23 protein-coding genes, 3 tRNA genes and 1 pseudogene are annotated in these 22519 nt (G+C 62.2%); 10 read left to right on the forward strand and 17 right to left on the reverse strand.

Translation table 11 applies throughout. From position 1 onward, the window contains the following. Positions 1-139: 139 nt before the first annotated feature. From REA38_RS18475 to REA38_RS18490, 4 genes and pseudogenes are all read right to left on the reverse strand, one after another. A pseudogene (locus REA38_RS18475) lies at positions 140-988 on the reverse strand (type II toxin-antitoxin system HipA family toxin); the annotation flags it as partial. A gap of 3 nt (positions 989-991) precedes the next feature. Beyond that, positions 992-1297, reverse strand: coding sequence for a helix-turn-helix domain-containing protein (locus tag REA38_RS18480; protein WP_103772810.1), 306 nt, complete (start codon positions 1295-1297; stop codon positions 992-994). Positions 1298-1452: 155 nt separating this feature from the next. Next, entirely contained in the window at positions 1453-1896 is a 444-nt protein-coding gene (gene rimI / locus REA38_RS18485) for a ribosomal protein S18-alanine N-acetyltransferase (RefSeq protein WP_033649119.1), read from the reverse strand. Next, entirely contained in the window at positions 1841-2278 is a 438-nt protein-coding gene (locus tag REA38_RS18490; protein WP_033637012.1) for a DNA polymerase III subunit psi, read from the reverse strand. Before REA38_RS18490 ends, rimI begins: the two co-directional genes overlap by 56 nt. 146 nt (positions 2279-2424) lie before the next feature. On the opposite strand from REA38_RS18490, the gene rsmC reads away from it, so the two are divergent. After that, on the forward strand, positions 2425-3465 hold the full coding sequence (rsmC, locus tag REA38_RS18495) for a 16S rRNA (guanine(1207)-N(2))-methyltransferase RsmC (protein WP_308886392.1): 1041 nt from the start codon (positions 2425-2427) through the stop codon (positions 3463-3465). Positions 3466-3515: 50 nt separating this feature from the next. Here the strand turns inward: rsmC and REA38_RS18500 are convergent, their stop codons facing one another. After that, positions 3516-4508: an aldo/keto reductase gene (locus REA38_RS18500; protein ID WP_033649117.1), complete on the reverse strand. Its 993-nt coding sequence runs from the start codon at positions 4506-4508 to the stop codon at positions 3516-3518. 118 nt (positions 4509-4626) lie between these two features. Between REA38_RS18500 and REA38_RS18505 the strand changes: the two genes are divergently transcribed. The 4 genes from REA38_RS18505 to REA38_RS18520 all read left to right on the forward strand — a co-directional run bounded on the left by REA38_RS18505 (position 4627) and on the right by REA38_RS18520 (position 5982). Then, positions 4627-5571, forward strand: coding sequence for a LysR family transcriptional regulator (locus REA38_RS18505; RefSeq protein ID WP_126191753.1), 945 nt, complete (start codon positions 4627-4629; stop codon positions 5569-5571). 72 nt (positions 5572-5643) lie between these two features. Then, positions 5644-5730 (forward strand) — tRNA-Leu (locus REA38_RS18510). A 36-nt stretch (positions 5731-5766) separates the two neighbouring features. Further along, positions 5767-5853 (forward strand) — tRNA-Leu (locus tag REA38_RS18515). A gap of 42 nt (positions 5854-5895) precedes the next feature. Further along, positions 5896-5982, forward strand: a tRNA-Leu gene (locus REA38_RS18520). A gap of 89 nt (positions 5983-6071) precedes the next feature. Here REA38_RS18520 and REA38_RS18525 read toward each other — a convergent pair. After that, the gene (locus tag REA38_RS18525; RefSeq protein WP_033637006.1) at positions 6072-6356 is read right to left on the reverse strand and encodes a DUF1435 domain-containing protein; all 285 of its coding nucleotides are present in this window, start codon (positions 6354-6356) and stop codon (positions 6072-6074) included. Positions 6357-6798: 442 nt separating this feature from the next. Between REA38_RS18525 and REA38_RS18530 the strand changes: the two genes are divergently transcribed. After that, positions 6799-7701: a GGDEF domain-containing protein gene (locus REA38_RS18530; protein WP_370739131.1), complete on the forward strand. Its 903-nt coding sequence runs from the start codon at positions 6799-6801 to the stop codon at positions 7699-7701. Between the two features lie 13 nt (positions 7702-7714). Here REA38_RS18530 and REA38_RS18535 read toward each other — a convergent pair whose 3' ends face one another. Beyond that, positions 7715-8311, reverse strand: a complete 597-nt coding sequence (locus REA38_RS18535) for a TetR/AcrR family transcriptional regulator (protein WP_308886394.1) — start codon at positions 8309-8311, stop codon at positions 7715-7717. A 137-nt stretch (positions 8312-8448) separates the two neighbouring features. On the opposite strand from REA38_RS18535, the gene REA38_RS18540 reads away from it, so the two are divergent. Further along, positions 8449-9645, forward strand: a complete 1197-nt coding sequence (locus REA38_RS18540) for an MFS transporter (RefSeq protein ID WP_308886395.1) — start codon at positions 8449-8451, stop codon at positions 9643-9645. Between the two features lie 10 nt (positions 9646-9655). Here REA38_RS18540 and REA38_RS18545 read toward each other — a convergent pair whose 3' ends face one another. Next, on the reverse strand, positions 9656-10567 hold the full coding sequence (locus REA38_RS18545) for a LysR family transcriptional regulator (protein ID WP_308886470.1): 912 nt from the start codon (positions 10565-10567) through the stop codon (positions 9656-9658). Between the two features lie 108 nt (positions 10568-10675). On the opposite strand from REA38_RS18545, the gene REA38_RS18550 reads away from it, so the two are divergent. Next, positions 10676-11878 (forward strand): MFS transporter, encoded by a 1203-nt coding sequence (locus REA38_RS18550; RefSeq protein ID WP_308886396.1) that lies wholly within the window; start codon positions 10676-10678, stop codon positions 11876-11878. 1 nt (position 11879) lies between these two features. Here REA38_RS18550 and fucP read toward each other — a convergent pair whose 3' ends face one another. The 7 genes from fucP to REA38_RS18585 are packed head-to-tail and all read right to left on the reverse strand — an operon-like array spanning position 11880 to position 18041. After that, complete coding sequence (gene fucP / locus REA38_RS18555; RefSeq protein WP_047569422.1) at positions 11880-13109, reverse strand: L-fucose:H+ symporter permease; 1230 nt, start codon at positions 13107-13109, stop codon at positions 11880-11882. 40 nt (positions 13110-13149) lie between these two features. After that, positions 13150-13509, reverse strand: a complete 360-nt coding sequence (locus REA38_RS18560) for an L-rhamnose mutarotase (protein WP_308886397.1) — start codon at positions 13507-13509, stop codon at positions 13150-13152. Beyond that, complete coding sequence (locus REA38_RS18565) at positions 13506-14282, reverse strand: SDR family oxidoreductase (protein WP_033636997.1); 777 nt, start codon at positions 14280-14282, stop codon at positions 13506-13508. Before REA38_RS18565 ends, REA38_RS18560 begins: the two co-directional genes overlap by 4 nt. Next, positions 14260-15123 carry an amidohydrolase family protein gene (locus REA38_RS18570; RefSeq protein WP_308886398.1) on the reverse strand — a complete coding sequence of 288 codons (864 nt, stop codon included), beginning with the start codon at positions 15121-15123 and terminating at the stop codon, positions 14260-14262. The genes REA38_RS18565 and REA38_RS18570 overlap by 23 nt, the downstream gene beginning before the upstream one ends. 14 nt (positions 15124-15137) lie before the next feature. Then, positions 15138-16415, reverse strand: coding sequence for an L-fuconate dehydratase (locus REA38_RS18575; protein WP_049212466.1), 1278 nt, complete (start codon positions 16413-16415; stop codon positions 15138-15140). 14 nt (positions 16416-16429) lie between these two features. Continuing rightward, a complete protein-coding gene (locus REA38_RS18580; protein WP_033648523.1) occupies positions 16430-17275 on the reverse strand; it encodes a fumarylacetoacetate hydrolase family protein in 846 nt (281 codons plus the stop codon). A gap of 25 nt (positions 17276-17300) precedes the next feature. Next, complete coding sequence (locus tag REA38_RS18585) at positions 17301-18041, reverse strand: SDR family oxidoreductase (RefSeq protein WP_016929185.1); 741 nt, start codon at positions 18039-18041, stop codon at positions 17301-17303. A gap of 235 nt (positions 18042-18276) precedes the next feature. Here REA38_RS18585 and REA38_RS18590 point away from each other — a divergent pair, with 235 nt between their 5' ends. Together REA38_RS18590 and ampH are read left to right on the forward strand one after the other, a co-directional pair. After that, complete coding sequence (locus REA38_RS18590; RefSeq protein ID WP_033636991.1) at positions 18277-19035, forward strand: FadR/GntR family transcriptional regulator; 759 nt, start codon at positions 18277-18279, stop codon at positions 19033-19035. A 126-nt stretch (positions 19036-19161) separates the two neighbouring features. Continuing rightward, positions 19162-20295: a D-alanyl-D-alanine-carboxypeptidase/endopeptidase AmpH gene (gene ampH / locus REA38_RS18595; RefSeq protein ID WP_308886399.1), complete on the forward strand. Its 1134-nt coding sequence runs from the start codon at positions 19162-19164 to the stop codon at positions 20293-20295. 33 nt (positions 20296-20328) lie between these two features. Here the strand turns inward: ampH and hpaC are convergent, their stop codons facing one another. Both hpaC and hpaB read right to left on the reverse strand, forming a co-directional pair. Beyond that, positions 20329-20844, reverse strand: a complete 516-nt coding sequence (gene hpaC / locus REA38_RS18600; protein WP_033636989.1) for a 4-hydroxyphenylacetate 3-monooxygenase, reductase component — start codon at positions 20842-20844, stop codon at positions 20329-20331. Positions 20845-20860: 16 nt separating this feature from the next. Continuing rightward, the gene (gene hpaB, locus REA38_RS18605) at positions 20861-22423 is read right to left on the reverse strand and encodes a 4-hydroxyphenylacetate 3-monooxygenase, oxygenase component (RefSeq protein ID WP_047569441.1); all 1563 of its coding nucleotides are present in this window, start codon (positions 22421-22423) and stop codon (positions 20861-20863) included. Positions 22424-22519: the final 96 nt, after the last annotated feature.

Raw genomic sequence — 22519 nt, forward strand, 5'->3', positions numbered from 1 at the left:
CGATTCTGGCAAAATGAACAGTGATTCTGGTCATGGTGCAAAATCGTGGTATTTTCCGCCGGAATACGCGTTCACGCAAAACCAGAAATAGCGTTCACGTTCCGCCAGAATGGATGTTCACGTTGGGTCAGAATACGCAACTGCCATACTCATAGAGATAAGCCGCTATCTGATCGTAATTTTTACCGCGGTATTTATCGTGCGCGTAAATCTCGAATATCTGAGCAAAATCTTCTGCATGTACTCGCCCGTTTTCGCTGCGGTCAAAACGACGGATGGCATAAGCATAAGGTTCATCCGCCAAGCGAATATCAGGCAAGTGCTCAAGTCGTGTCAGCTCAACCAACTCAATATCAGGAATATCCACGCCGATGGCTTGCGCCAAGCGCATTGCCGTATATTCATTTTCAGGGAGATGACGATGGACCGTTGAAGGCGTTTTAATGATCCAGCTATCGGCGCCGACCTGAGAAGAAATGTTGAAACGGCCCTCTTTGCGCACAGAGGAAAACTTCATTTGTACCCCTGCCAAAGAAAACTTTTGCGCCTCCACGCCAACATTAATTTGCACCGCTTCCAGCTCGCCGCGCGACGTTAACGCCCAGGCGGGTATGTCACTGGCGGCCAGCGGCCGGGCTTCAAGCGCTCCCGGCAGGTTTCCCCCGGCCCAGGCAATTAAGGGAAACTCCTCGTTCACATGGGCTTTCAACGACTGGGCCACCCAACCGCGCAGTGCGCCTTCGGGTAACAAATTGGATAAGACGGGCGGCAGGCGCTGCGATGACTGTAAAACTTGCTCAAGATACCCCGGGTGCGCCCTCTGCCTTAGCGTAAACAAGGGACGAGCATGCTCCGGCAAAGCGAGGTAGTGCGGATCAAAGGTCAGGATGTTTCTGCCGCCGCTGTAATGCGCCAGCACGCCAACACGCACGCCATGCAATATCAAGGCTAATGCCTGCACCGATTCAACCTGTCGCGGCCCTTTCATCAGCTAGTCCTCGAGATCTTTCAGTTTTTTTTCAAAATTATGCGGCTTACCGGCTTCCGGCGCGCGACTCACTTCCTGTTGCAGCAAGCACTCCACATCACGGGCAGACTTTTTCGGCACGATGACATATTCCAAATCCATCGCCGCCAATATCCGTAGCAGCGTGCTTACCCGCATATCGCTACCCGTTTCAATACGCTGATATTGCTGTTGGGTCATGCCAATCTTCATTAAAAAGTCTTTTTGGCTCCAGCCCAACTCAATGCGTTTTTCTTTCAGCAACGCTGATATTTCTGATAATTTTCTCATCCGCACCTCCCAACTACGCATTGATTGTCTCACCAACAATAAACAACAAATTAGTTGTCGCCATGGCAAAAAACAACTTATTCGATGTAAATTAATCAGAAAACAACTTTTTAGTTGTAAAAGGAAAGGAAAACAATAAACAGGATATGTTTAGATTACGCCAGCGGCAGCGCCATCACGATCGCGTCTTCGCGGCCGTGGGCGCTCGGGTAATAATTGCGGCGCACGGTAACTTCGTTGAAACCGAGATCTTCATACAGCGCGATCGCCGCCTGGTTGGAGGCGCGCACTTCCAGCCACAGCGTGACCACGCCGCGGCTCTCCAGCCGTTCAATCAACGCGTTGAGCAGCAGGCGGCCAAAGCCACGGCGCTGGTACTGCGGATGAATGGCGATGTTGAACAGCGTGGCTTCGTCCAGCACGATCTGCGTGATGGCGAATCCCGCCATCTCCCCGTCGGCGCTCAGCTTCAGGTTAAGGTAGCGATCGCCCTGATTGCTGGCGAAGGTGGTTTCCGTCCAGGGAAAAGCGTGGCTGGCTTGCTCAATGGTGAAGGCCGTGGCCAGGTCGGCCGCCGTCAGGGTAGAAATCGTGTTCATGATGACAAATCTGCTGCCAGAGGGCGCGTTTGGCCCCCGCGTCTTGGGAAAGCTCGGCCAGCGCCGGGCTGTGTAGCTGCGCGCCGGCGACCGCAAGCGGTTCCGCCACGCCCAGCCGCCAACTGTTGCATGCGGTCTCTTCAGGCAGCATTGCCGCCTGTTCCGGCGTCAGGCTGTAGGTTTGCGCCGGCGTCAGCCCCAGGCTGCGCAGCACGTCGCAAAACAGCGGATCGTCCGGTGCGGGCAGCGTCTGCGCCACCACCAGCAGGCGCGCCTCGGGCGGCAGACTGACCGCCACTTCGCCCTGCAACACGCCCGGGCGGCGCAATGTCCACTGCGTAATACCCAGTTGTTGTAACAGCCAGTCGCGTTTTGATGCCATGCCGATTCCTACCCGTTGTGGTGCGCCATGCCTGCCATGCGCCGCGCTATGCTAACAAACCCGCGCAGCCCGCGCCAACAAACCCGTCGAACATATCGCCACAAAGCTCTATAATCCCCGGTCTCATTTCCAGGAGCCAATATCTGATGTCTGCATTAACCCCCGCCAGTGAAGTCATGCTGCGCCACAGTGATGAATTTATCGAACGCCGCGTGCTGTTTGCCGGCGACCTGCAGGACAGCCTGCCGGCCCAATTCGAGGCCGCGGACGTGCGCGTCCACACTCAGCAATACCATCACTGGCAGTTACTGAACCGGACGATGGGCGATAACGTGCAGTTCGGTTTGACCGTCGATCCCGCTTTCGTCGCCGACTGCGACACGCTGGTTTACTACTGGCCGAAGAGCAAGCAGGAAGCGCAATTCCAGCTGTGCAACATCCTGGCGCTGCTGCCGGTGGGCGTAGACGTGTTCGTGGTCGGTGAAAACCGCAGCGGCGTGCGCAGCGCCGAGCCAACGCTGGAAGGCCACGCCACGCTGGTGAAAATCGACAGCGCGCGCCGCTGCGGCCTGTATCACGGCCGCCTGGACGCACAGACCGAGTTCAGCCTGGACGACTGGTGGGACAGCTATCAGCTGCACGATCTGGAAGTGAAAACGCTGCCGGGCGTGTTCAGCCGCGACGGCCTGGACGTCGGCAGCTCGCTGCTGCTGTCGACGCTGGAAAAACACATGAAAGGCAAGGTGCTGGACATCGGCTGCGGCGCCGGCGTGATGGCCTCGGTGATGGCCAAGCTGTCGCCGAAGGTGAAACTGACCCTCAGCGACGTCAACGCCGCCGCGGTGGAGTCCAGCCGCGCGACGCTGGCCGCCAACGGCATCGAAGGCGAAGTGATCGTCAGCAACGTTTACTCCGACATCACCGGCCGTTTCGACATGATCATCTCCAACCCGCCGTTCCACGACGGGCTGCAGACCAGCCTGACCGCCGCCGAAACCCTGATCCGCGGCGCGGTAAAACACCTGCCGATCGGCGGCCGGCTGCGCATCGTCGCCAACGCCTTCCTGCCGTACCCGGACATTCTGGACGCCACCTTCGGCAGCCACGAAGTGCTGACGCAGAACGGCCGCTTCAAGGTGTATCAGGCCACCGTCGGCCGCCCGCCGCGCGCGCCGAAGAAGAAATAATTCGCCGTTGGCGGAAAACGACAGAGCGCGGCCTGAGGCCGCGCTTTTTTTTAGCCGTTGATATAGGTCATCGACTCCGCGCCGTAGCGATCGCCGGCCGCCGCACTCAGCGGAAACACCGCGTCGATCGCCGCCAGTTCGGCCGCGCTCAGCGTTATCTCCGCCGCCGCGACGTTCTCTTCGAGGTAGCGACGGCGTTTGGTGCCGGGGATCGGCACGATGTGCTCGCCCTGCGCCAACACCCAGGCCAGCGCCAGCTGTGAAGGCTTGACGCCCTTCTGTGCCGCCAGCTCCCCCACCTTCTCCACCAGCGCCAGGTTGCGGGCGAAGTTTTCCCCCTGGAAGCGCGGGTTGCCGCGGCGGAAATCGTCCTCGGCCAGATCCTCCGGCCGCCGGATAGCGCCGGTGAGGAAACCGCGCCCTAACGGGCTGTAAGGCACAAAGCCGATGCCGAGGCGCTCACAGGCTGCCAGCACGCCCTGTTCGGCATCGCGCGTCCACAGCGAATACTCGGTCTGCAGCGCGGTGATCGGATGCACCTTGTGCGCCCGCTCCAGCGTGGCGACCGACGCCTCGCTCAGGCCGATATGGCGGATCTTGCCTTCGCGGATCAGATCCGCCATCGTGCCCACGACGTCTTCGATCGGCACCTGCGGATCGACCCGATGCTGATAATAAAGATCGATCTCTTCTACGCCCAAGCGCCGCAGGCTGCCTTCCACCGAGCGCCGGATATACTCGGGCCGGCTGCTGACGCCGCGCGCCGAAGGATCCGCCGGATCGCGCAGGATGCCGAACTTGGTGGCCAGGAACACCTGTTGCCGTTTGCCCTTGATCGCTTCCCCCACCAACTCCTCGTTGGTGTGCGGGCCATACATGTCGGCGGTGTCGAGCAGCGTGACGCCCAGCTCCAGCGCCCGGTGCAGCGTGGCGATGGCTTCCTGCCGATCGGCGCCGGTGGAGTAGAAGTCGCTCATGCCCATGCATCCCAACCCCAGGGCGGAGACGAGGGGGCCGTGAGAACCCAGTTTACGTTGTTGCATTGTGCTGCCCTCATGCGATGAACGGATAACGCAGCAAAGTCTGGTTGTTTACGCTACAAAGATAAATAATGCAGATTGCACATCACTGTTCAAAAATCACCAACAATCCGGAGTGGACATGGATCAGGTTCAAGCCATGCGCATTTTTACCCGCATCGTCGAACTGGGCAGCTTCAGCCGGGCGGCCGAGCGCCTACAGCTGCCGCGCGCCACGGTCAGCAACGCGTTGAAACGGCTGGAGCAGCGGCTGGGCGTGCGCCTGCTGATCCGCACCACCCGCCAGGTGCAGGTGACCAGCGAAGGCAGCCTCTACTATCAACGCTGCGTACAGTTGCTGGGGGCGCTTGAGGAGGCGGACACGCTGTTCAGCCACCATAAGCTGCAGCCGTCCGGCAAAGTGCGCATCGATATGCCCCATTCGCTGGCGCGCCAGATTGTCATTCCGGCGCTGGACGACTTTTACCGGCGCTATCCCGACATCACCCTGGCGCTGGGCGCCAACGACACCCACGTCGATCTGTTGCGCGAAGGCGTGGACTGCGTGCTGCGCGCCTGGGAAACCGAAGACGACAGCCTGGTGGCGCGGCGCATCGCCCAGCTGCCGCAGGTCACCTGCGCTTCCCCCGCTTACCTGCAGGCCTGCGGCACGCCGCTCGACATCGATAGCCTGGCGTCGCACCGCGCGGTGGGGTATTTTTCCCTGGCCAGCAACCGCGATTACCCGCTGGAATTCTGCCGCGGCGGCAAAGTGGAACTGCGCGAACTCCCCGCCCGGCTGAGCGTCAGCGGCGCCGACGCCTACATCGCCGGCGCGCGGGCCGGCATGGGGTTGATTCAGGCGGCGCGCTATTCGCTTGCCCCCTGGCTGGAACGGGGCGAACTGGTGGAAGTGCTGGCGGACACGCCGCCGCCGCCGATGCCGATTTACATCATGTATCCGCCCGGCCGTTTCCTGGCGCCACGGGTCAGGGTGTTGATTGATTGGCTGATTTGGCTGTTTGACCAGCGGAAAAGCGGCGATATGGCTGTTTTTCCAGCAAACGCCCGCAATGCGGGGAAATAACTGTTGACGTGCCCGCCAAAATCTCTAGAATTCGCCTCCGTGGTAACGTTACTCCGGTAATGTTTCTGGTACGCGAAGGTGGCGGAATTGGTAGACGCGCTAGCTTCAGGTGTTAGTGTCCTTACGGACGTGAGGGTTCAAGTCCCTCTCTTCGCACCAAATAACCACATGATTTATATTGCACTCAGCATCGATGCGAAGGTGGCGGAATTGGTAGACGCGCTAGCTTCAGGTGTTAGTGTTCTTACGGACGTGAGGGTTCAAGTCCCTCTCTTCGCACCACGCTGGCGACGTAATATAAATCAAAGCAACAACATCGACTGTGCGAAGGTGGCGGAATTGGTAGACGCGCTAGCTTCAGGTGTTAGTGTCCTTACGGACGTGAGGGTTCAAGTCCCTCTCTTCGCACCAATTGATGATCTCTCCGGTAGTTCCTTCGAAAAAATCCCAACGCATTGATGAAAAACACGCCTAAGCGTGGTTTTGCCGTTTCCGGCGTTTTACCCGAAGCTGAAGTTGAGGCTGACCGCCGCCAGGCCGCCCGCCAGCGCCATGCAGGAAGGCAGCAGCAGATAATGACGCAGCCGGCTGTTGAACAGCATCACCAGCGTCGCCAACATCGCTATCACGATCAGGCTGCGCAGCTGCATCATATCGAGATCGATCAAGGCCAGCAGCGGCATCAGCGCGCATGGCAGCAAAACGCCCCAGGCGCTGGCCAGGCGATCGCCGAGGCACCAGCTGACGCCCCACAGCCCGCATGCGGCAATCATGGCAGTGAGCATGACAACCCCCTCAAGTGATAATGATAACCAATATCATATAACACTTTTTTGGCCGCCGCATCATTTTCGCTGCGATGACCAAACCCAGATGACACCAGCAGGAAAAAATGATAATTTGACATAAGAAAATTCCTAGTCCTGTTTGCATGATAATAATCACAACGGTCAACCATGCAATTCAAGTGGATATTTCGCGCCAAGGGAATGCTTCTCAACCTTAATTATTCGACAGTACGACTTTGCAAAGAGTGACCTCCGTATGAACGCCCGTTCTTATCAGGAATTACTGAACAGCAAGCAGCGCCTGGCATTATTTCTTTTTCTAATGATGAATGCCGCCTCTTCCATATTTACGTTATTGTTCCCTTTTAGGGATGTCCCTTCTTTTACTCTGCCTTTATTATGCATCCCGTTATTTTGTCTGGCGGCGGCGCTATTTTCTCTGCATACGCCGCGGCAATACCTGTACAAACTCAACCTGTTCGCCAGCGTGCTCGGCCTGCTGTGGGCTGCACATATCTACGTTAAAAGTCAATATTGCCTGCCGAATAACCAAGATTTTTTATTAATTAGTTTGTTCAGCATCTTTTTTATCAGCGCTATTTCTCTGACGGATAACTTTACCGCCTTTTGTTTACATGCCGTGCCTTCCGCAATGATGATCCTGGCTTTAGACGGTATGCATAATACCCTGCGGATATTATTCACCACGCTATTGCCTATTATCGCTTTCTCCATTCATCACCTGATGTTGAAACGCAGTGAAATCTTTACCCACGCGCTGGTGGCCAACCTGTATAACGAGCGGGACAAATTCAATAATTTGAGCATGCTCGATCCCCTGACCGGCCTTTATAACCGTCGCGGGCTGGAGAATAAGATCAACATGCTGCTGGAACCGCAAACCGGCCGTCACTACGTGCTGCTGCTGGATATCGACCACTTCAAGGTCTACAACGACAGTTACGGCCACGCCATGGGCGACCGGGCGCTGGTGCAGGTGGCGATCGCCATCCGCGATGCGGTGCGTTCGCGCGACATCGTGGTGCGCTACGGCGGGGAAGAGTTTTTGGTGCTGCTGACCAACGTGCACGAAGGCTACGCGGCGCAGCTGGCCGAACGGGTGCGCCAACGGGTGGCGGAACTGAATATCCCGCACGGCGCCAGCTCGCAGCACAGCGGTACGCTGACGCTAAGCGCCGGCATCTCGGCATTGGAAAAACTGGACGTCGAATCGGCGATCGGCGCGGCCGACGCCGCGCTCTATCTGGCGAAGCACAGCGGCCGCAACAATATTCAGCTGGCGCAAAACGTCCAGCCCGCCCTGCTGCTGCCGCAGGAGTAAATACCCTGCCCGGTTAAGCGGCCGTTGGCCGCAAGCCGTTCAGCAACAGCGACAAACCGGCCAACGCCTGCTCCAAAGCGGTTTTCTCATCCGGCTGGTGCGCGATCCAAAGCGCGGCATCCATCAGGCCGCCGTTGATCAAATGCGCCAGCGATTCCGGCTCGGCGATGGCGATGCGCCCCTGCGCCATCAACGCCTGCAATGCGCCCGTCATCCAGACAATGCATTGCAGCTTACTGGCCTGCAAATATTCAGCCCCCAGCACCGAAGGTGAATCGCGCAACAAAATGCGTTGCGCTTGCGGCTCCGTCATCATGATCAAATAACCGCGACAACGCGCCGCAAACGCCTCCCAGTCATCCGCCGTACGCGCGGTAATGTCGGCAAGACGCGCATCTATCTCGGCGTCGATTTCTTGCACGACGGCCAAAAACAAACCTTTCTTGTCCCCAAAGTGGTGGTAGAGCGCACCGCGCGTCATGCCGGCTTGCGCGGTGAGTTCATCCATCACCGTCTCGGCATACCCCACGCTGCCGAACTGCTGACGGGCGGCCGCCACCAGTTTTTGTCGGGTTTCTTCAATCATTTCTGCGCGCGCTTTACGTGCCATGGGTCCACTCCCGCCTCATTATTGATGAACGTTATAATTGACATACGCCATGTATGTCAATTAACTTAACATACGTGGCGTATGTCAATGATGGCCATTGAGCGAATACTGAGCCGCCAACTTCTGGAGCCCTTTCCATGGCAAATCCTTATTTCAACCTGTTCAACGCCCCGGGCAGCAAGGCGTTTTCCTCTGCCGGGCTGATCGCGCGCCTGCCGGTCTCGATGACCGGTATCGGCATCATCACCATGCTCTCACAGGTACGCGGCTCTTATTGGTTGGCGGGCGCGGTAGCGGCTACGTTCGCCTTTTCCATGGCGCTGCTTGCGCCGCAAATCGCGCGCGCGGCGGATCGTCACGGCCAAAGCCGCGTGCTGCCGTATGCCACCGGGATCAGCACGCTCGCCCTGCTACTGCTGTTGCTCTGCACCCACTATCGGGCGCCGGACTGGACGCTGTTCGTCTTCGCCGCGCTCGCGGGCGGCATGCCCAGCATCTCCGCGATGGTCAGAGCCCGCTGGAGCGAAATTTATCGCGGCACGCCACAGCTGCACACGGCATTTTCATTCGAGTCCGTGTTAGATGAAGTGGCCTTTATCGTCGGCCCACCGATCGCCGTGGGGCTTAGCGTTTCACTCTTCCCAGAAGCCGGCCCTCTGGTGGCCGCGCTGCTTCTGGTGGCGGGCGTTGCGGCATTCGCCTCACAAAAAAGCACTCAGCCCCCGGTCTACACCCGCAATAACCAGCGGCAGCGCGCCATCCTGGCCATGCCGTCAATGCAGATCCTGCTGCTGGCGCTGATCGCCCTGGGCACCATCGTCGGCACCGTGGACGTCATCAGCGTGGCTTTCGCCGAGCAGCAAGGACAGCCGGCCGCCGCCAGCATCGTGCTGTCGGTTTATGCGTTCGGCTCCTGCCTTGCCGGGCTGATTTTCGGCGCAATGAAGATCCCCGTCCCCTTGCCTCGCCTGTTCTTATACGCAGCGTTCGCCACCGCTTTCACCACCCTGCCGCTGCTGTGGGTGCACGATGTCTTGACGCTGGCGGCGGCGATGTTTGTCGCCGGACTGTTTTTTGCGCCGACCATGATCATTGCCATGGGGCTGGTTGAAAACATCGTGCCGCCCTCCCGGCTGACGGAGGGGTTGACCTGGATGGTCACCGGTCTGGGGATAGGCGTGGCGTTCGGCGCCGCATTGGCGGGCCTGGCGATCGATGCCGCCGGGATAGCGGCCGGCTTCAGCGTCACGCTCACCGCCGGGCTGATCGTGCTGCTGGTGGCGGCCGGCGGCTACCGCTTAATGCGGCGAACGCTGGCCTTGAAAGCGGCGTGAATCGCTCGCGCTAAGCGGTTTCCCAAATCGCCTTGCCCTGCCAGCGCCGTTCGATCGCCGCCAGGAACAGTTTCACCTTGGGGGAAAGATGGCGCCGGCTGGGATAGACGGCGCAGATCGGCGGCCCCGGGCGGCAATAGCGCTCCAGCACCGGCACCAGCGTGCCGGCCGCAATCTGCTCGCCGACCAGAAACGCCCCCACCTGGCACAGGCCGGCTCCGGCGACGGCCGCATCCCTCAAGGCCTCGACGTTGTTGAAACGCATCCGGCCGCGCACCGACTGTTCGTGCAGTTGGCCGTTGACCAAATAGCGCCAGGGCGCCGGCAGCCCCTGATGGCTGAAGACCAGCGTCTCGTGATCGCCCAGCGCCTCCGGTTTTGCAGGCGTGCCGTGCCGCGCCAGATAATCCGGCGCCGCGCAGGTGATCAGGCGATGTGGCGCGAGCACCCGCCGCACCAGCCGGCTGTCGTCGTTGCCGCCGACGCGGACAGCCACGTCGATGCCGTCGCGCACCAGATCGCTGTAATCGTCGGAGAAGCTGACGTCGGCGTCCACCTCCGGCCACTGCGCCAAAAACTCCCGCAGAATCGGCAGGATATGCAACCGCCCCAACGAGACCGGCAGATCCAGCCGCAGCCGCCCGCGTGGGGTTTGCCGCCGCGTATTGAGCGCCGTTTCCGCCTCTTCGGCCTGCGACAGGATGCGCTGCGCATACTCGTAAAACACCGCGCCGTCTTCGGTCAGGCTGACGCTGCGCGTGGTGCGCTGCAGCAACCGGGTGGCCAATCGCTCCTCCAATCGGATCACGCATTTGCCCGCCGCCGAGCGGGAGACGCCCAGCCTCTCGGCCGCCAGCGTGAAGCTACAGGCGTCGGCGACGCGAATGAACACCAGTAGGTCGGTCAGGTTATCCAACGGCATAGACGGTAAATTAGCCACGATGTGTCCCCAATGTTGCGCATTCAGGCCAGTTTATCAGCCATTTTGGCGCGGATACACTGAGGCTCTTCATCTGTTGGGAGAGTCATTATGAGTGCCTTACACGCCGGCGGCGGCGCAAAACCCTGGCTGGCGACCTTCGCCATCGGTCTGTCCACCTTTACCGTCGTCACGGCAGAAATGCTGCCCGTCGGGCTGCTGACCCCGATAGTCAGCACCTTGAACGCATCGATAGGCCGCGCCGGGCTGCTGATTTCCCTGCCTGCCCTGTTCGCCGCACTGTTCGCCCCGCTGGTGGTGCTGGGCGCCCGGCGCACAGATCGCCGCAGCCTGCTGATCGTCTTTCTGCTGCTGCTGATCGCCGCCAACCTGCTGGCCGCCGCCGCTACCTCCATGGCGCTGCTGTTCGCTGCGCGCATCCTGCTGGGCTTTTGCATCGGCGGTATCTGGGTCATCGCCGGCGGATTGGCGGAACGTCTGGTGCCGCCGGCCTCCGTCGGATTGGCGCTGTCCGTCATCTTCGGCGGCGTAGCGGCGGCCTCGGTGCTCGGCGTGCCGCTCGGGGTGTTCCTCGGCGAAGCGCTGGGCTGGCGCATGGCGTTTCTGGCCGTCGCCGTCCTGGCGGCGCTGACCCTGCTCCTGCTGCTGTGCGTGCTGCCGCCGCTGCCGGTCACGCAGGCGGTGAGCTGGCGGTCGTTCACCGCGCAGCGCGCGAATCGCCGGTTGCTCCTCGGGCTGCTGCTGACGTTTCTGCTGGTTGCCGGCCACTTTATGGCCTACACCTTTGTCCGCCCGCTGCTGCAGACGGTCGCCGGCATCGAGAGCCGCTGGGTGGGGCCGCTGCTGTTCGCCTACGGCGTCGCCGGTATCGTCGGGAATTTCATCGCCGGCCAGGCCGCCGCCAAACGGCTGCGCCGCACCCTGGCGCTGATCGCCTTCGGGCTGGCGCTCGCCGTCCTGCTGCTGCCGCTGCTGGGCCGCGCGCCGCTGAGCGGCGGCGCCTTCCTCCTGCTGTGGGGCATCGCCTACGGCGGCGTTTCCGTGTCGCTGATGGCGTGGATGCTCAAGGCGGCCCCCGACGCGGTCGAGGTCGCCTCTTCGCTGTATATCGCGCTGTTTAATCTGGCGATTTCCTGCGGTTCACTGGCGGGCGGGCTGGTGGTGGATGCAGGGGGATTGACGATAAACGGCGTGCTGTCCGGCATCGTGCTGCTGCTGGCGCTGGCGATCCTGATGCGAACGCGCCCACAGGCGCTGACAACGGCGGCGAAGGCCGATTCGCCGCCGGGTTGAATCAGGCGCGGCGCTGCCGCAGGCCGTAAACCAGCACCACCGCGAAGCACAGCAGCGGCAACAGATAAGAGAGCGCGGTGCTGTAACGGTCGGCCAGCGCCCCCATAAAGTACGGCATGATGGCGCCGCCGACGATCGCCATGATCATAAAGGAGCTGGCGCGCTTGGTGTGTTTACCCAAGTTTTTCACCCCCAGGGCGAAAATGGTCGGGAACATGATCGACATAAAGAAGAACACCGCGATCAGCGCCACCACCGACACCCCGTCGACGCTCAGCATCACCACGCCGCACAGCGCGATGTTGATCAGCGCATAGGCCGCCAGCAGCGTCGCCGGTTTGACTCGCCCCATCAGCCAGGTGCTGAAGAAGCGCCCGACCATAAAGCAGATCATGGCGATCGACAGCAGGTAAGAGGCGCTTTGGTTAGACACATCGCGCCAGTGTTCGGTGGCGTAGTTGATGAAGAACGCCCCCACGCCCACCTGCGCCGCCACGTAGAAGAACTGCGTGATCACCCCGCCGACGAAATGCGGATGCTGCCATAATCCCTGCGCTATCACGCCGTGCACCGGTTTTTCCTCTTCTCGGATCGCCGGCAGCCGGGTGCGGCTGAACAACAGCGCGATCAGCAGCACCAGCACGGCGATCGCCACATAGGTCATCTTCACCGCGCTCTGATCGCCGCCGCCGGCGGACTGGCTGGCGGAGAAGAACAGCGTACCGCCGATCAGCGGGCCGATAAACTGCCCGAGGCCGTTGAACGACTGGGCCAGGTTGAGCCGCCGTTCGGCGCCCTGCGCGTCGCCCAGCACCGTGGCGTACGGGTTGGCGGCCGTTTCCAGGCAGCCCAAACCGCTGGCGATAACGAACAGCGCGAACAGGAACACGCCGAAGCTGTTGGCCGACGCCGCCGGCACGAACAGCAGCGCTCCCAGCGCATACAGGCACAGCCCGACCAGAATGCCCGCCTTATAGCCCTTGCGGTCCATAAAGTACCCGGCGGGCAGCGCCACCAGGAAATAGGCGCCGAAATAGGCCGCCTGCAGCAGCCCCGATTGCGCCTTGGTGACGTGCAACGTCTCCTGAAAATGTTTGTTCAATACGTCCAGCAGGCCATAGGACAGCCCCCACATGAAGAACAGGCTGGTGACCAGGATAAAGGCCCAGCGCAGATTGGCGGTCACGGCGACGCCCGGCTGCGCGGAGGCCGCACTTTTTTCAGCAAGCATGGTGATACCCTCGTATCGTCTGGCGATGATGATGTTGGCGTTATTGCTGTTGCAGAGAAAATATCCGCGCCATTTCCACCCATTTTTCGCCCTGCGGCGTCCAGGGGGTGGCGGCCTGGTAGTGCCACATCAGCGCTTCCCATCGCTGTACTTCGGGGTTGTTCAGGCTGGCGGCGTCAAAGCGCGCAGCATCGAAATCGGCGCTGACCTCCACGACCATGAACAGCCGGGTGCCCAACCGGTAAATCTCCATGTCCAGAATGCCGTGCTCGCGCAAATGCGCGGCGATGCCCGGCCAGATGCGCTGATGATGCTGCAGGTACTCCGCAATCAGCGCCGGTGAGTCAATCAGATCGAGCGCCTGGCAGAAACGGCGACGCCCTGCCGTCGCGCCGCTCACGTCAGCGCCCGATCGAGATGCAGGTAGCCGCCGTCCACCGACAGCCACTGCCCGGTGGTATGCGATGACCGCGACGACAGCAGAAACGCCACGGTATCGGCGATCTCCTGCGGCGTGGTCATGCGCTGCCCGAGCGGAATGCGCGCAGTGATTTTCGCCATCTGCCGCTGCGGCTCGGCGAAGGTGTTGAGCCAGCGCTGGTACTGCGGGGTGATCACCTCCGCCGGCACCACCGCGTTCACCCGCACGCCGTCATGGCGCAGCGACACCGCCCATTCACGCGTCAGCGCCAGCACCGCGCCCTTGGCGGCGGTGTAACCGCTGGTGCCGCCCTGGCCGCTGAGCGCGGTCTTGGAGGCGATGTTGACGATAGCGCCCCGGCTTTCCTGCAGCGCCGCCTGGCACAGGTGCGCCATCAGGTAGTAGTGCACCAGGTTCTTTTCCAGCGAGCCGACGAAGGCTTCGCGCCCCGCCTCCAGCCCGACGCCGTCGTTGACTCCGGCGTTATTCACCAGCCCGTCGATGCGGCCGAAGGCCGCCAGCGTCTGGCTGACCGCGCGGCGGCAGGCCGCCTCGTCGCACAGTTCGGTGAGGATCACCTCGGTACGCGGCTGCAGCCGCTGCAAATCGGCCAGCAGCGCCGCCTCCGGCGCGGCGTTGGTGACCAGCACCGGGATCGCGCCTTCTTCGGCCAGCACATGAGCAATCGCCGCGCCGATGCCGGCACCGCCGCCGGTGACCAGCACCACCTTATCTTGCAGATACAGATCCATAACCAGACTCCGTTAAACCGTAAATTCGCCAGGCGGTGTCGCCCCAAATCGCCGCCTGCTCGGCGGCCCCCAGCGTCGACAGCGCCCGTTCGCACAGTTGCACCACCTGGCGGTAATCGCCGGCCAGCAGACACACCGGCCAGTCGGAGCCGAACATCAGCCGCTGCGGGCCAAACGCCTCCAGCGCGGCGTCGAAGAACGGCAGCAGTTCTTCCGCCCGCCACCGGCCACCCGGCGCTTCGGTGATCAGCCCCGACAGCTTGCAGGCCACGTGCGGCAGCGCCGCCAGCGGCCGAATTTGCTGCGCCCAGTGCCGCGCGCCGCGCGCGATATCCGGCTTGCCGAGATGATCCAACACCAACCAGTGCTCATCGTGGCGGGCGGCGAACGCCGCCGCGGCCGCCAGATGCCGGTGCGTCACCAGGATCTCGTACACATACCCGGCGCGCTGCAGCGTTTGCATGCCGTGCCCCACTTCCGGCCGCGCCAGCCAGGCCGCCGGATCCGCTTCGTCCTGCACCTGATGGCGCACCCCGCGCAGCGCGCTATAAGGCCGCAAGGCCTCCAGACGCTGCGCCAGCTGTGGCGAAGCGATATCCAGCCAGCCCACTACGCCGCATACGCCCTCGCTCTGCTCAGCCAGCGCCAGCAGGGCCAGCGTCTCGTCCTCGCTGGGGCGCGCCTGCACCGCTAGCGCGCCGTCGAACCCCTGTTCCTGCAACAGCGGCCGCAGCCGGGGCGGATCGAAATCCTGCCGCAGCACGCGCATCCGCTCGTCGATCCACGGGTAGTGCCGTGGGTGATAGCGCCAGTAGTGCTGGTGAGCATCGATGCGCGGCATGCGATCCTCCCACCTCACCCGCGGAACCGATACTGCTCGATCGACGAGAGATGCATCTCGATCGAATAGCCGGGGCGGCTCGGCGGCATGTAGGCCGCGCCGTTGATCACGCAGGGATCGACAAAGTGTTCATGCAGATGATCGACGTACTCGATCACCCGGCCTTCGTGGCTGCCGGCAATGCACAGGTAGTCGATCATCGACAGGTGCTGCACGTACTCGCACAGCCCGACGCCGCCGGCGTGCGGGCAGACCGGCAGCTGGTATTTGGCCGCCATCAGCATCACCGCCAGCACTTCGTTGACGCCGCCGAGGCGGCAGGCGTCGATCTGAACCACGTCTACCGCGCCGCGCATGATGAACTGCTTGAACATGATGCGGTTCTGGCACATCTCGCCGGTGGCCACCTTGACCGGCGCCACCCCTTCGCGGATGCGGCGGTGCCCTTCCACGTCGTCCGGGCTGGTCGGTTCTTCGATAAACCAGGGTTTGGCGAACGCCAGATGCTTCACCCACGGAATGGCTTCGTCCACCTCCCACACCTGGTTGGCGTCGATCATCAGCCGGCGATCCGGGCCGATCACCTCGCGGGCGATGCGCACCCGGCGGATGTCATCTTCCAGATCGCGCCCTACCTTCAGCTTCAGGTAGGAGAAACCGGCGTCGACCGCTTCCTGGCACAGGCGACGCAGCTTGTCGTCCGGATAACCCAGCCAGCCGGCGGAGGTGGTGTAGCAGGGATACCCCTCCTGCAGCAGCCGCGCCAGGCGCTCTTCTTTGCCCTCGGCACGCTGTTTCAGCAGCGCCAGCGCTTCCTGCGGCGTGATGCAGTCGGTGATGTAACGGAAGTCGATGCAGCGCACCAGCTCCTCTGGCGTCATCTCCGCCACCAGCCGCCACACCGGCTTGCCGACCGATTTGGCCCACAGATCCCACACCGCGTTGACCACCGCACCGGTCGCCAGGTGAATGGCCCCCTTGTCCGGCCCGATCCAGCGCAGCTGGCTGTCGCTGGTGAAGCGCCGCCAGAAGGCGCCCATGTCGGCGGCGATATCTTCCAGCCGCTCGCCGACGATTTGATGCTCCAGCGCGCGGATCGCCGCGCAGCAGATCTCGTTGCCGCGGCCGATGGTGAACGTCAGCCCGTGGCCGCTGAGATCCGCGCGATCGGTCTCCAGGATCACGTAGGCGGCGGAATAGTCGGGATCCGGATTCATGGCGTCGGATCCGTCCAGCCCCAGCGAAGTGGGGAAACGAATGTCTTCAACCCGCAGTGCGGTAATGGTGGTCATGGCGGCGCTCCCGGTTAGGCCTGTACGGTTTGCTGGCGCTGTTCGCCCAGCCCTTCGATGCCCAGACGCATCGTCTGGCCCGCCCGCAGGTAGATGGGCTGCGGTTTCTGCCCCATGCCGACGCCCGGCGGCGTGCCGGTGGAGATCACGTCGCCCGGCTGCAGGCTCATAAAGCGGCTGAGATAGCTGACGATCTGCGGAATGCGGAAGATCATGGTGCTGGTGTTGCCGTCCTGATAGCGCTTGCCGTCCACCTCCAGCCACAGGTTCAGGCTGTGCGGATCGGCGATCTCATCGGCGGTCACCAGCCAGGGGCCGATCGGCCCGAAGGTGTCGCAGCCTTTGCCCTTGTCCCAGGTGCCGCCGCGTTCAATTTGATATTCGCGTTCTGAAACGTCGTTGATCACGCAGTAGCCGGCGACGTGGCGCATGGCGTCCGCTTCGCTGATGTAGCGCCCGCCCTGGCCGATCACCACGCCCAGCTCCACTTCCCAGTCGGTTTTCTGCGAGCCGCGCGGGATCTCCACCTGGTCATAGGGGCCGACCACCGCGCTGGTCCATTTGTTGAACACCACCGGTTCTTCAGGAATGGCCGCGCCGGTCTCCGCCGCGTGATCGGCGTAGTTCAGGCCGATGCAGATAAACTTGCCGATGCCGCCGACGCAGGCGCCGAGGCGCGGCTGCCCTTCGACCAGCGGCAGCGCGGCGCTGTCCAGCGCGCGCAGTTTGGCGAGCGACGCCGGCAATAACGCGGCGCCCCCCACGTCGGCGATATGCTGCGACAGATCGCGCAGGCGGCCCTGCGCATCCAACATGCCGGGGCGCTCTTGCCCGGGTTGCCCGTAACGTAAAAGTTTCATGCGTTCCTCTCTCAAAAATGGCGACTCAGTTGCTCCAGCCGCCGTCGATGATCTGCACCGTGCCGGTGGTGTACGAACTGGCGTCGGAGGCCAGATACAGCGCCAGTTGGGCGATTTCCTCGGTGGTGCCGATGCGCCCGATCGGCTGACGGGCGACGAACGCCTGATACACCTCTTGCTCGCTGCGCCCCTGCTCGCGCGCCTGCTCGGCAATGCGCTGGCGCAGCGACGGCGACTCCACCGTGCCGGGGCAGATGGCGTTGCAGCGGATGCCCTGCGTGACGTAGTCCGCCGCCACCGAGCGCGTCAGGCCGATCACCGCCGCCTTGCTGGCGCTGTAAGCGAAGCGGTTCGGCACCCCTTTCACGCTCGAGGCCACCGAGGACATGTTGATGATCGAGCCTTTGCCGCGCGCCAACATGCCCGGCAGGAAGGCGCGGATCATGCGGAACATCGCGGTAACGTTGAGATCGAGCGCGAACGCCCACTGATCTTCGCTGCAATCGAGGATCGATCCGCTGTGCACCACGCCGGCGCAGTTGAATAGCACATCGATCGGGCCGATCGCTTCCGCCGCCGCCGCGATGGCGGCCGGATCGGTGACGTTCAGCGTCAGCGCGCGGATCCCGGCGCAGCCCTGCAGGCGCTCGAGGTTGATGTCGCTGGCGATCACCTCGGCACCGGCGGCGGCGAACAGCCTGGCGGTGGTAAAACCGATCCCTTGCCCGGCGGCGGTGATCAGTACGCGTTTCCCGGTTAAATCCATCTTGACTCCTCGGCCTAAAGGTCTAATGGTCAGGCCACTAAAGGCGGTTAAAGGTCAGGCCTCTAACATGACAAAAGACGCTTTACGCGTTATCGTTGGGGGAAGAAGTTAATAAAACAGCCTTGAAACCGCATTTCAATTAACCATTTTTTTACACTTGAATAACGATTACTCAAGCGCCTTGTCGCATAATTGTGCGCCAAATCACTGAACGCCGAATCGTCAAAGGTCAAAAATGCCGATTACCCGATTGGAAAACCCAAGAATTTACAGACAGATAGCAGACCAGCTCAAACGTCTGATCGAAAATAACGAATTTCCGCCGGGCAGCCGCCTGCCCTCGGAGCGCGATCTCGCCCAGCAGTTGCAGGTCAGCCGCGCGTCGGTGCGCGAAGCGCTGATCGCGCTGGAAGTGATCGGCCTGGTGGACGTCAAGGTCGGCAACGGGGTGATCGTGCGCTCGCAAACGCCGCTGGCGCCGTCGCAGGAGCCGGTGATGGCTCAGGCCGGCCGCAACCAATGGGCGGAGATCGACGACGAACTGAATATTGAACTGGATTTCAACGCCGAGCTACCGCCGTTTTCACTGCTGCAAACCCGCCTGTTGATCGAACCGGAGACCGCCGCGCTGGCCGCGCGCCACGCCACCGACGAAGAGCTGGCGGGCATCCGCGCCGCCTACGAGCAGAACTGCCGCGATAACCGCGCCGGCTCCGCCACTCACCCCGGCGATCGGCTGTTCCACATCCGCATCGCCCAGGCCAGCGGCAACCCGGCCTATGCGTTCATCATCGGCCACCTGCTCGGCCACCGCTACGGCAGCATGTTTCGCGTGCTGCAGCGCCACTATACGCCGGACGACATGCCGCACCGTTCCGAGCTGGAACACCGGGCGATCCTGGCGGCGATCGAAGCGCGCGACGTGCGCGGCGCCCGCAAGGCGATGAAGGCGCACCTCGATGAAGTGATCGCCATTTTCGCCCGCGCGCAGTAGGCCGCCGGCGGTCAAAAAATTTTATCGCCACCGCTCTTTTTTCTACATGCAGCCGGGGCCTGAGCGCATTACACTGGGCGACGAATAACGCCCTTTCCCGCTGCATTGTTAAATGGATAACGACCGTTGAAGAACTCTGTCTCCGCTTTATTGCTGGCGCTGGGCCTGTGCGCCGCGCCGCTGGCCGCCCCCCCGCAGCTGGCTTCGCAAATCGTCGACCAGTATGCCGAACATATTTTCTACAACAGCGGCGCCACCGGCATGGCGCTGGTGGTGATCGACGGCAATCAGGTGGTTAACCGCAGCTTTGGCGATACCAAACCCGGCAACAACCTGCGCCCGCGCCCGGATTCGCTGATCCGCATCGCCTCGATCACCAAGCTGATGACCAGCGAAGTGATGGTGAAAATGGCGGCGGCAGGCCAGGTCAAACTGACCGACCCGCTGCGCAAGTACGCCCCCAAAGGCGCCTATGTACCGGCTTACAACGCCGGGCAGCCGATCACCCTGCTGAACCTGGCGACGCACACCAGCGCGCTGCCGCGCGAGCAGCCGGGCAAAAAGCCGCCGAAAACGCCGGTGTTCACCTGGCCGACCAAGGCCCAGCGCTGGCAGTGGCTGGCGCATGCCAACGTCACGGTGCCGCCGGGCGTACGCGCCGCCTACTCCAATCTGGCGTATGACCTGCTGGCCGACGCGCTGTCGCGCGCCGCAGGCAAGCCTTACAACGCGCTGCTGAAAGAGAAAATCACCGCGCCGCTCGGCATGGTCGACACCACGCTGACGCCGAGCCCCGAACAGTGCTCGCGCCTGATGGTGGCGGCGGCCGGCCCGAGCGCCTGCCGCGACACCACCGCCGCGGCCGGCAGCGGCGGCGTCTACTCCACCCCGCGCGACATGCAGCGCTGGATGCAACAATTCCTCTCCTCCAGCGCCAGCGGCCCACGCAAAGCCACCGCCGCCAGCGAGCAAACCATGTACTTCCAGCGCCACGATCTGGTGTCGCTGAAGGGCATGGACGTGCCGGGGCAAGCGGATGCGCTGGGGTTGGGCTGGGTGTATATGGCGCCGAAGGACGGGCTGCCGGGCATCATTCAGAAGACCGGCGGCGGCGGCGGGTTCATTACCTACATGGCGATGATCCCGGCGAAAAACGTCGGGGTGTTCGTGGTGGTGACCCGCTCGGAGCTGAGCAAGTTCACCAACATGAGCGATCCGGTCAACCGCCTGGTGAGCGATCTGGCGGCTAACAAGAGTTGAAACGCGGGGCGCAGCGGGCTGCGCCCCAACGCCTCAGGCCGGCACCGCCATCGGGTGGATCACCGAATGGAAATTGCGCTTGAAGTAGATCAGCCCGTTGCCGGCTTCGCTCAGCGCGATCTGCTTGATCTGCACCAGGTACATCTGGTGGGTGCCGATGCTCTGGATCTGCTCGATCTCCCCTTCCAGGCTGGCCAGGGTATTGCGCAGCACCGGCTGCCCCAGCGCGCCGAGCTGCCACTCTTCCAGCCGGAAACGATCTTCCATGCTGACGCCGGTCATGCCGGCGAAGTGGCGCGCCATCAGCTCCTGCTCGTGGTTGAGCACGTTGACGCACAGCCTGCGGTTTTCCTGAAACACCGGGTTCATCGCGCTGTTGCGGTTGATGCACACCAGCAGCGTCGGCGGCGTATCGGTTACCGAGCACACCGCCGTGGCGGTGATGCCGCAGCGCCCCGCCGGGCCGTCGGTGGTGACGATATTCACCGCCGCCGACAGGCTGGCCATGGCGTCGCGAAAGCGCAGGCGCTGTTCATTTTCCTGAGACATACAACCTCCTCCTGAATTACTTCAGCAGATTATCCAACTGATTAATATCGTCATTGTTCCGCAGGTGCGGCACCTTCCAGCCGTGCTGATCGTAATCGGCCAGGCACTTGTCGACCATCTGCATCATGCGATCCATGTTGCCGGATCCCTGCGCGTGGCGCAGGCACTGCAGGCGGATCTCATCCTGGCTGCCGGCGTAGTTGATCTCATACAGCTCGTGACGGCCGCCGAATTCGCTGCCGATCGCATCCCACATCAGCTTGAGGATCTTGATGCGTTCGACGTGATCCATACCGTCCGATCCGCGCACGTAGCGCGCCAGGTACTTGTCGATCTCCGGGTTGTTCATGTCGCGCACGCTGGACGGCAGGTAGATCAGGCCGCTGGTGACGTTCTTCTCGATGATGTGTTTCACCTTGGTGTAGGCCATCGGCGCCATCACGCGGTAGGTCTGCAGCGCGGCAGAATCCGGCAGGTAGGCGCCGTTTTCCCATTTTGTGGCTTCGGCGCACATCGCGTCGCTCAGCGACCAGAACAGGTTGCGCCAGGCCACCACTTCGCCCAGATCGGCCTGCACGCCGCGGAACTCCAGCACGCCGGTGCAAGAGAGGCTCTTTTGCAGCAGCGCGGTGATGAAGTCCATCTTCACCGCCAGGCGCACGCAGGCCTGCAGTGGGAACAGCCGGGCGAAACCGCCTTGGGTGCTCCAGCGCCGGCAGCGGTCGAAATCGCGGTAGATCAGCACGTTTTCCCAGGGGATCAGCACATGATCCATGATCAGGATCGCGTCGTTCTCGTCGAAGCGGCTGGTGAGCGGGTAGTCGAACGGCGATCCGGTGGCGCCGGCCACCAGCTCGTAAGAGGCGCGCGAAATCAGCTTCACCCCTTCAGCGTCCATCGGTGCCACGAACATCAGCGCGAAGTCCGGGTTATCGCCCATCACCTGCGCCGAACCGAAGCCGATGAAGTTGTAGTGGGTCAACGCCGAGTTGGTGGCCACCACTTTGGCGCCGCTGACCACGATGCCGGCGTCGGTCTCTTTCTCCACCTGAATGTAAACGTCCTTCACCTCGTTGACCGGCTTGTGGCGGTCGATCGGCGGGTTGACGATGGCGTGGTTGAAATAGAGCCCGGTTTCCTGAATGCGTTTGTACCAGTGGCGCGCGTTGTCGGCGAACTGGCCGTAGAACTCCGGATAAGCGCCCAGCGCGCAGCCGAAGGCCGCCTTGTAGTCCGGCGTGCGGCCCATCCAGCCGTAGCTTTGGCGCGACCAGTCGGCGATGGCGTCGCGCTGCTGGCGCATCTCTTCCGGGCTGCGGGCATAGCGGAAGAATTTATGGGTATAGCCGCCGTTGCCGGTGTCGGTATTCCAGCACAGGCGATCCTGGCTGGCCGGATCGTGCAGCGCGTCATACAGCTGGCCGACAGACGCCGCTGCGTTGCGGAACGCCGGGTGGGTGGTGACGTCTTTCACGCGCTCGCCGTAAATGTAGATTTCGCGGCTGTCCTGCAAACTTTTCAGGTATTCGGCGCCGGTAAACGGGCGTTTGCTGTCGGCACGAAAGTCTTCTGGTTTCATCGGGTCTTCCTCGTCATCGGCATTTTTCAGGCCGTGGATCCGGCCATTTGTTAAAATAATGTTTTCTTTTGGTTGCTTAATTGAAGCTGCCAAAGC

It is taken from the genome of Serratia sp. MF1(2023), from assembly GCF_030954545.1.
In the GTDB taxonomy this organism is placed as follows: Bacteria; Pseudomonadota; Gammaproteobacteria; order Enterobacterales; family Enterobacteriaceae; genus Serratia; species Serratia sarumanii.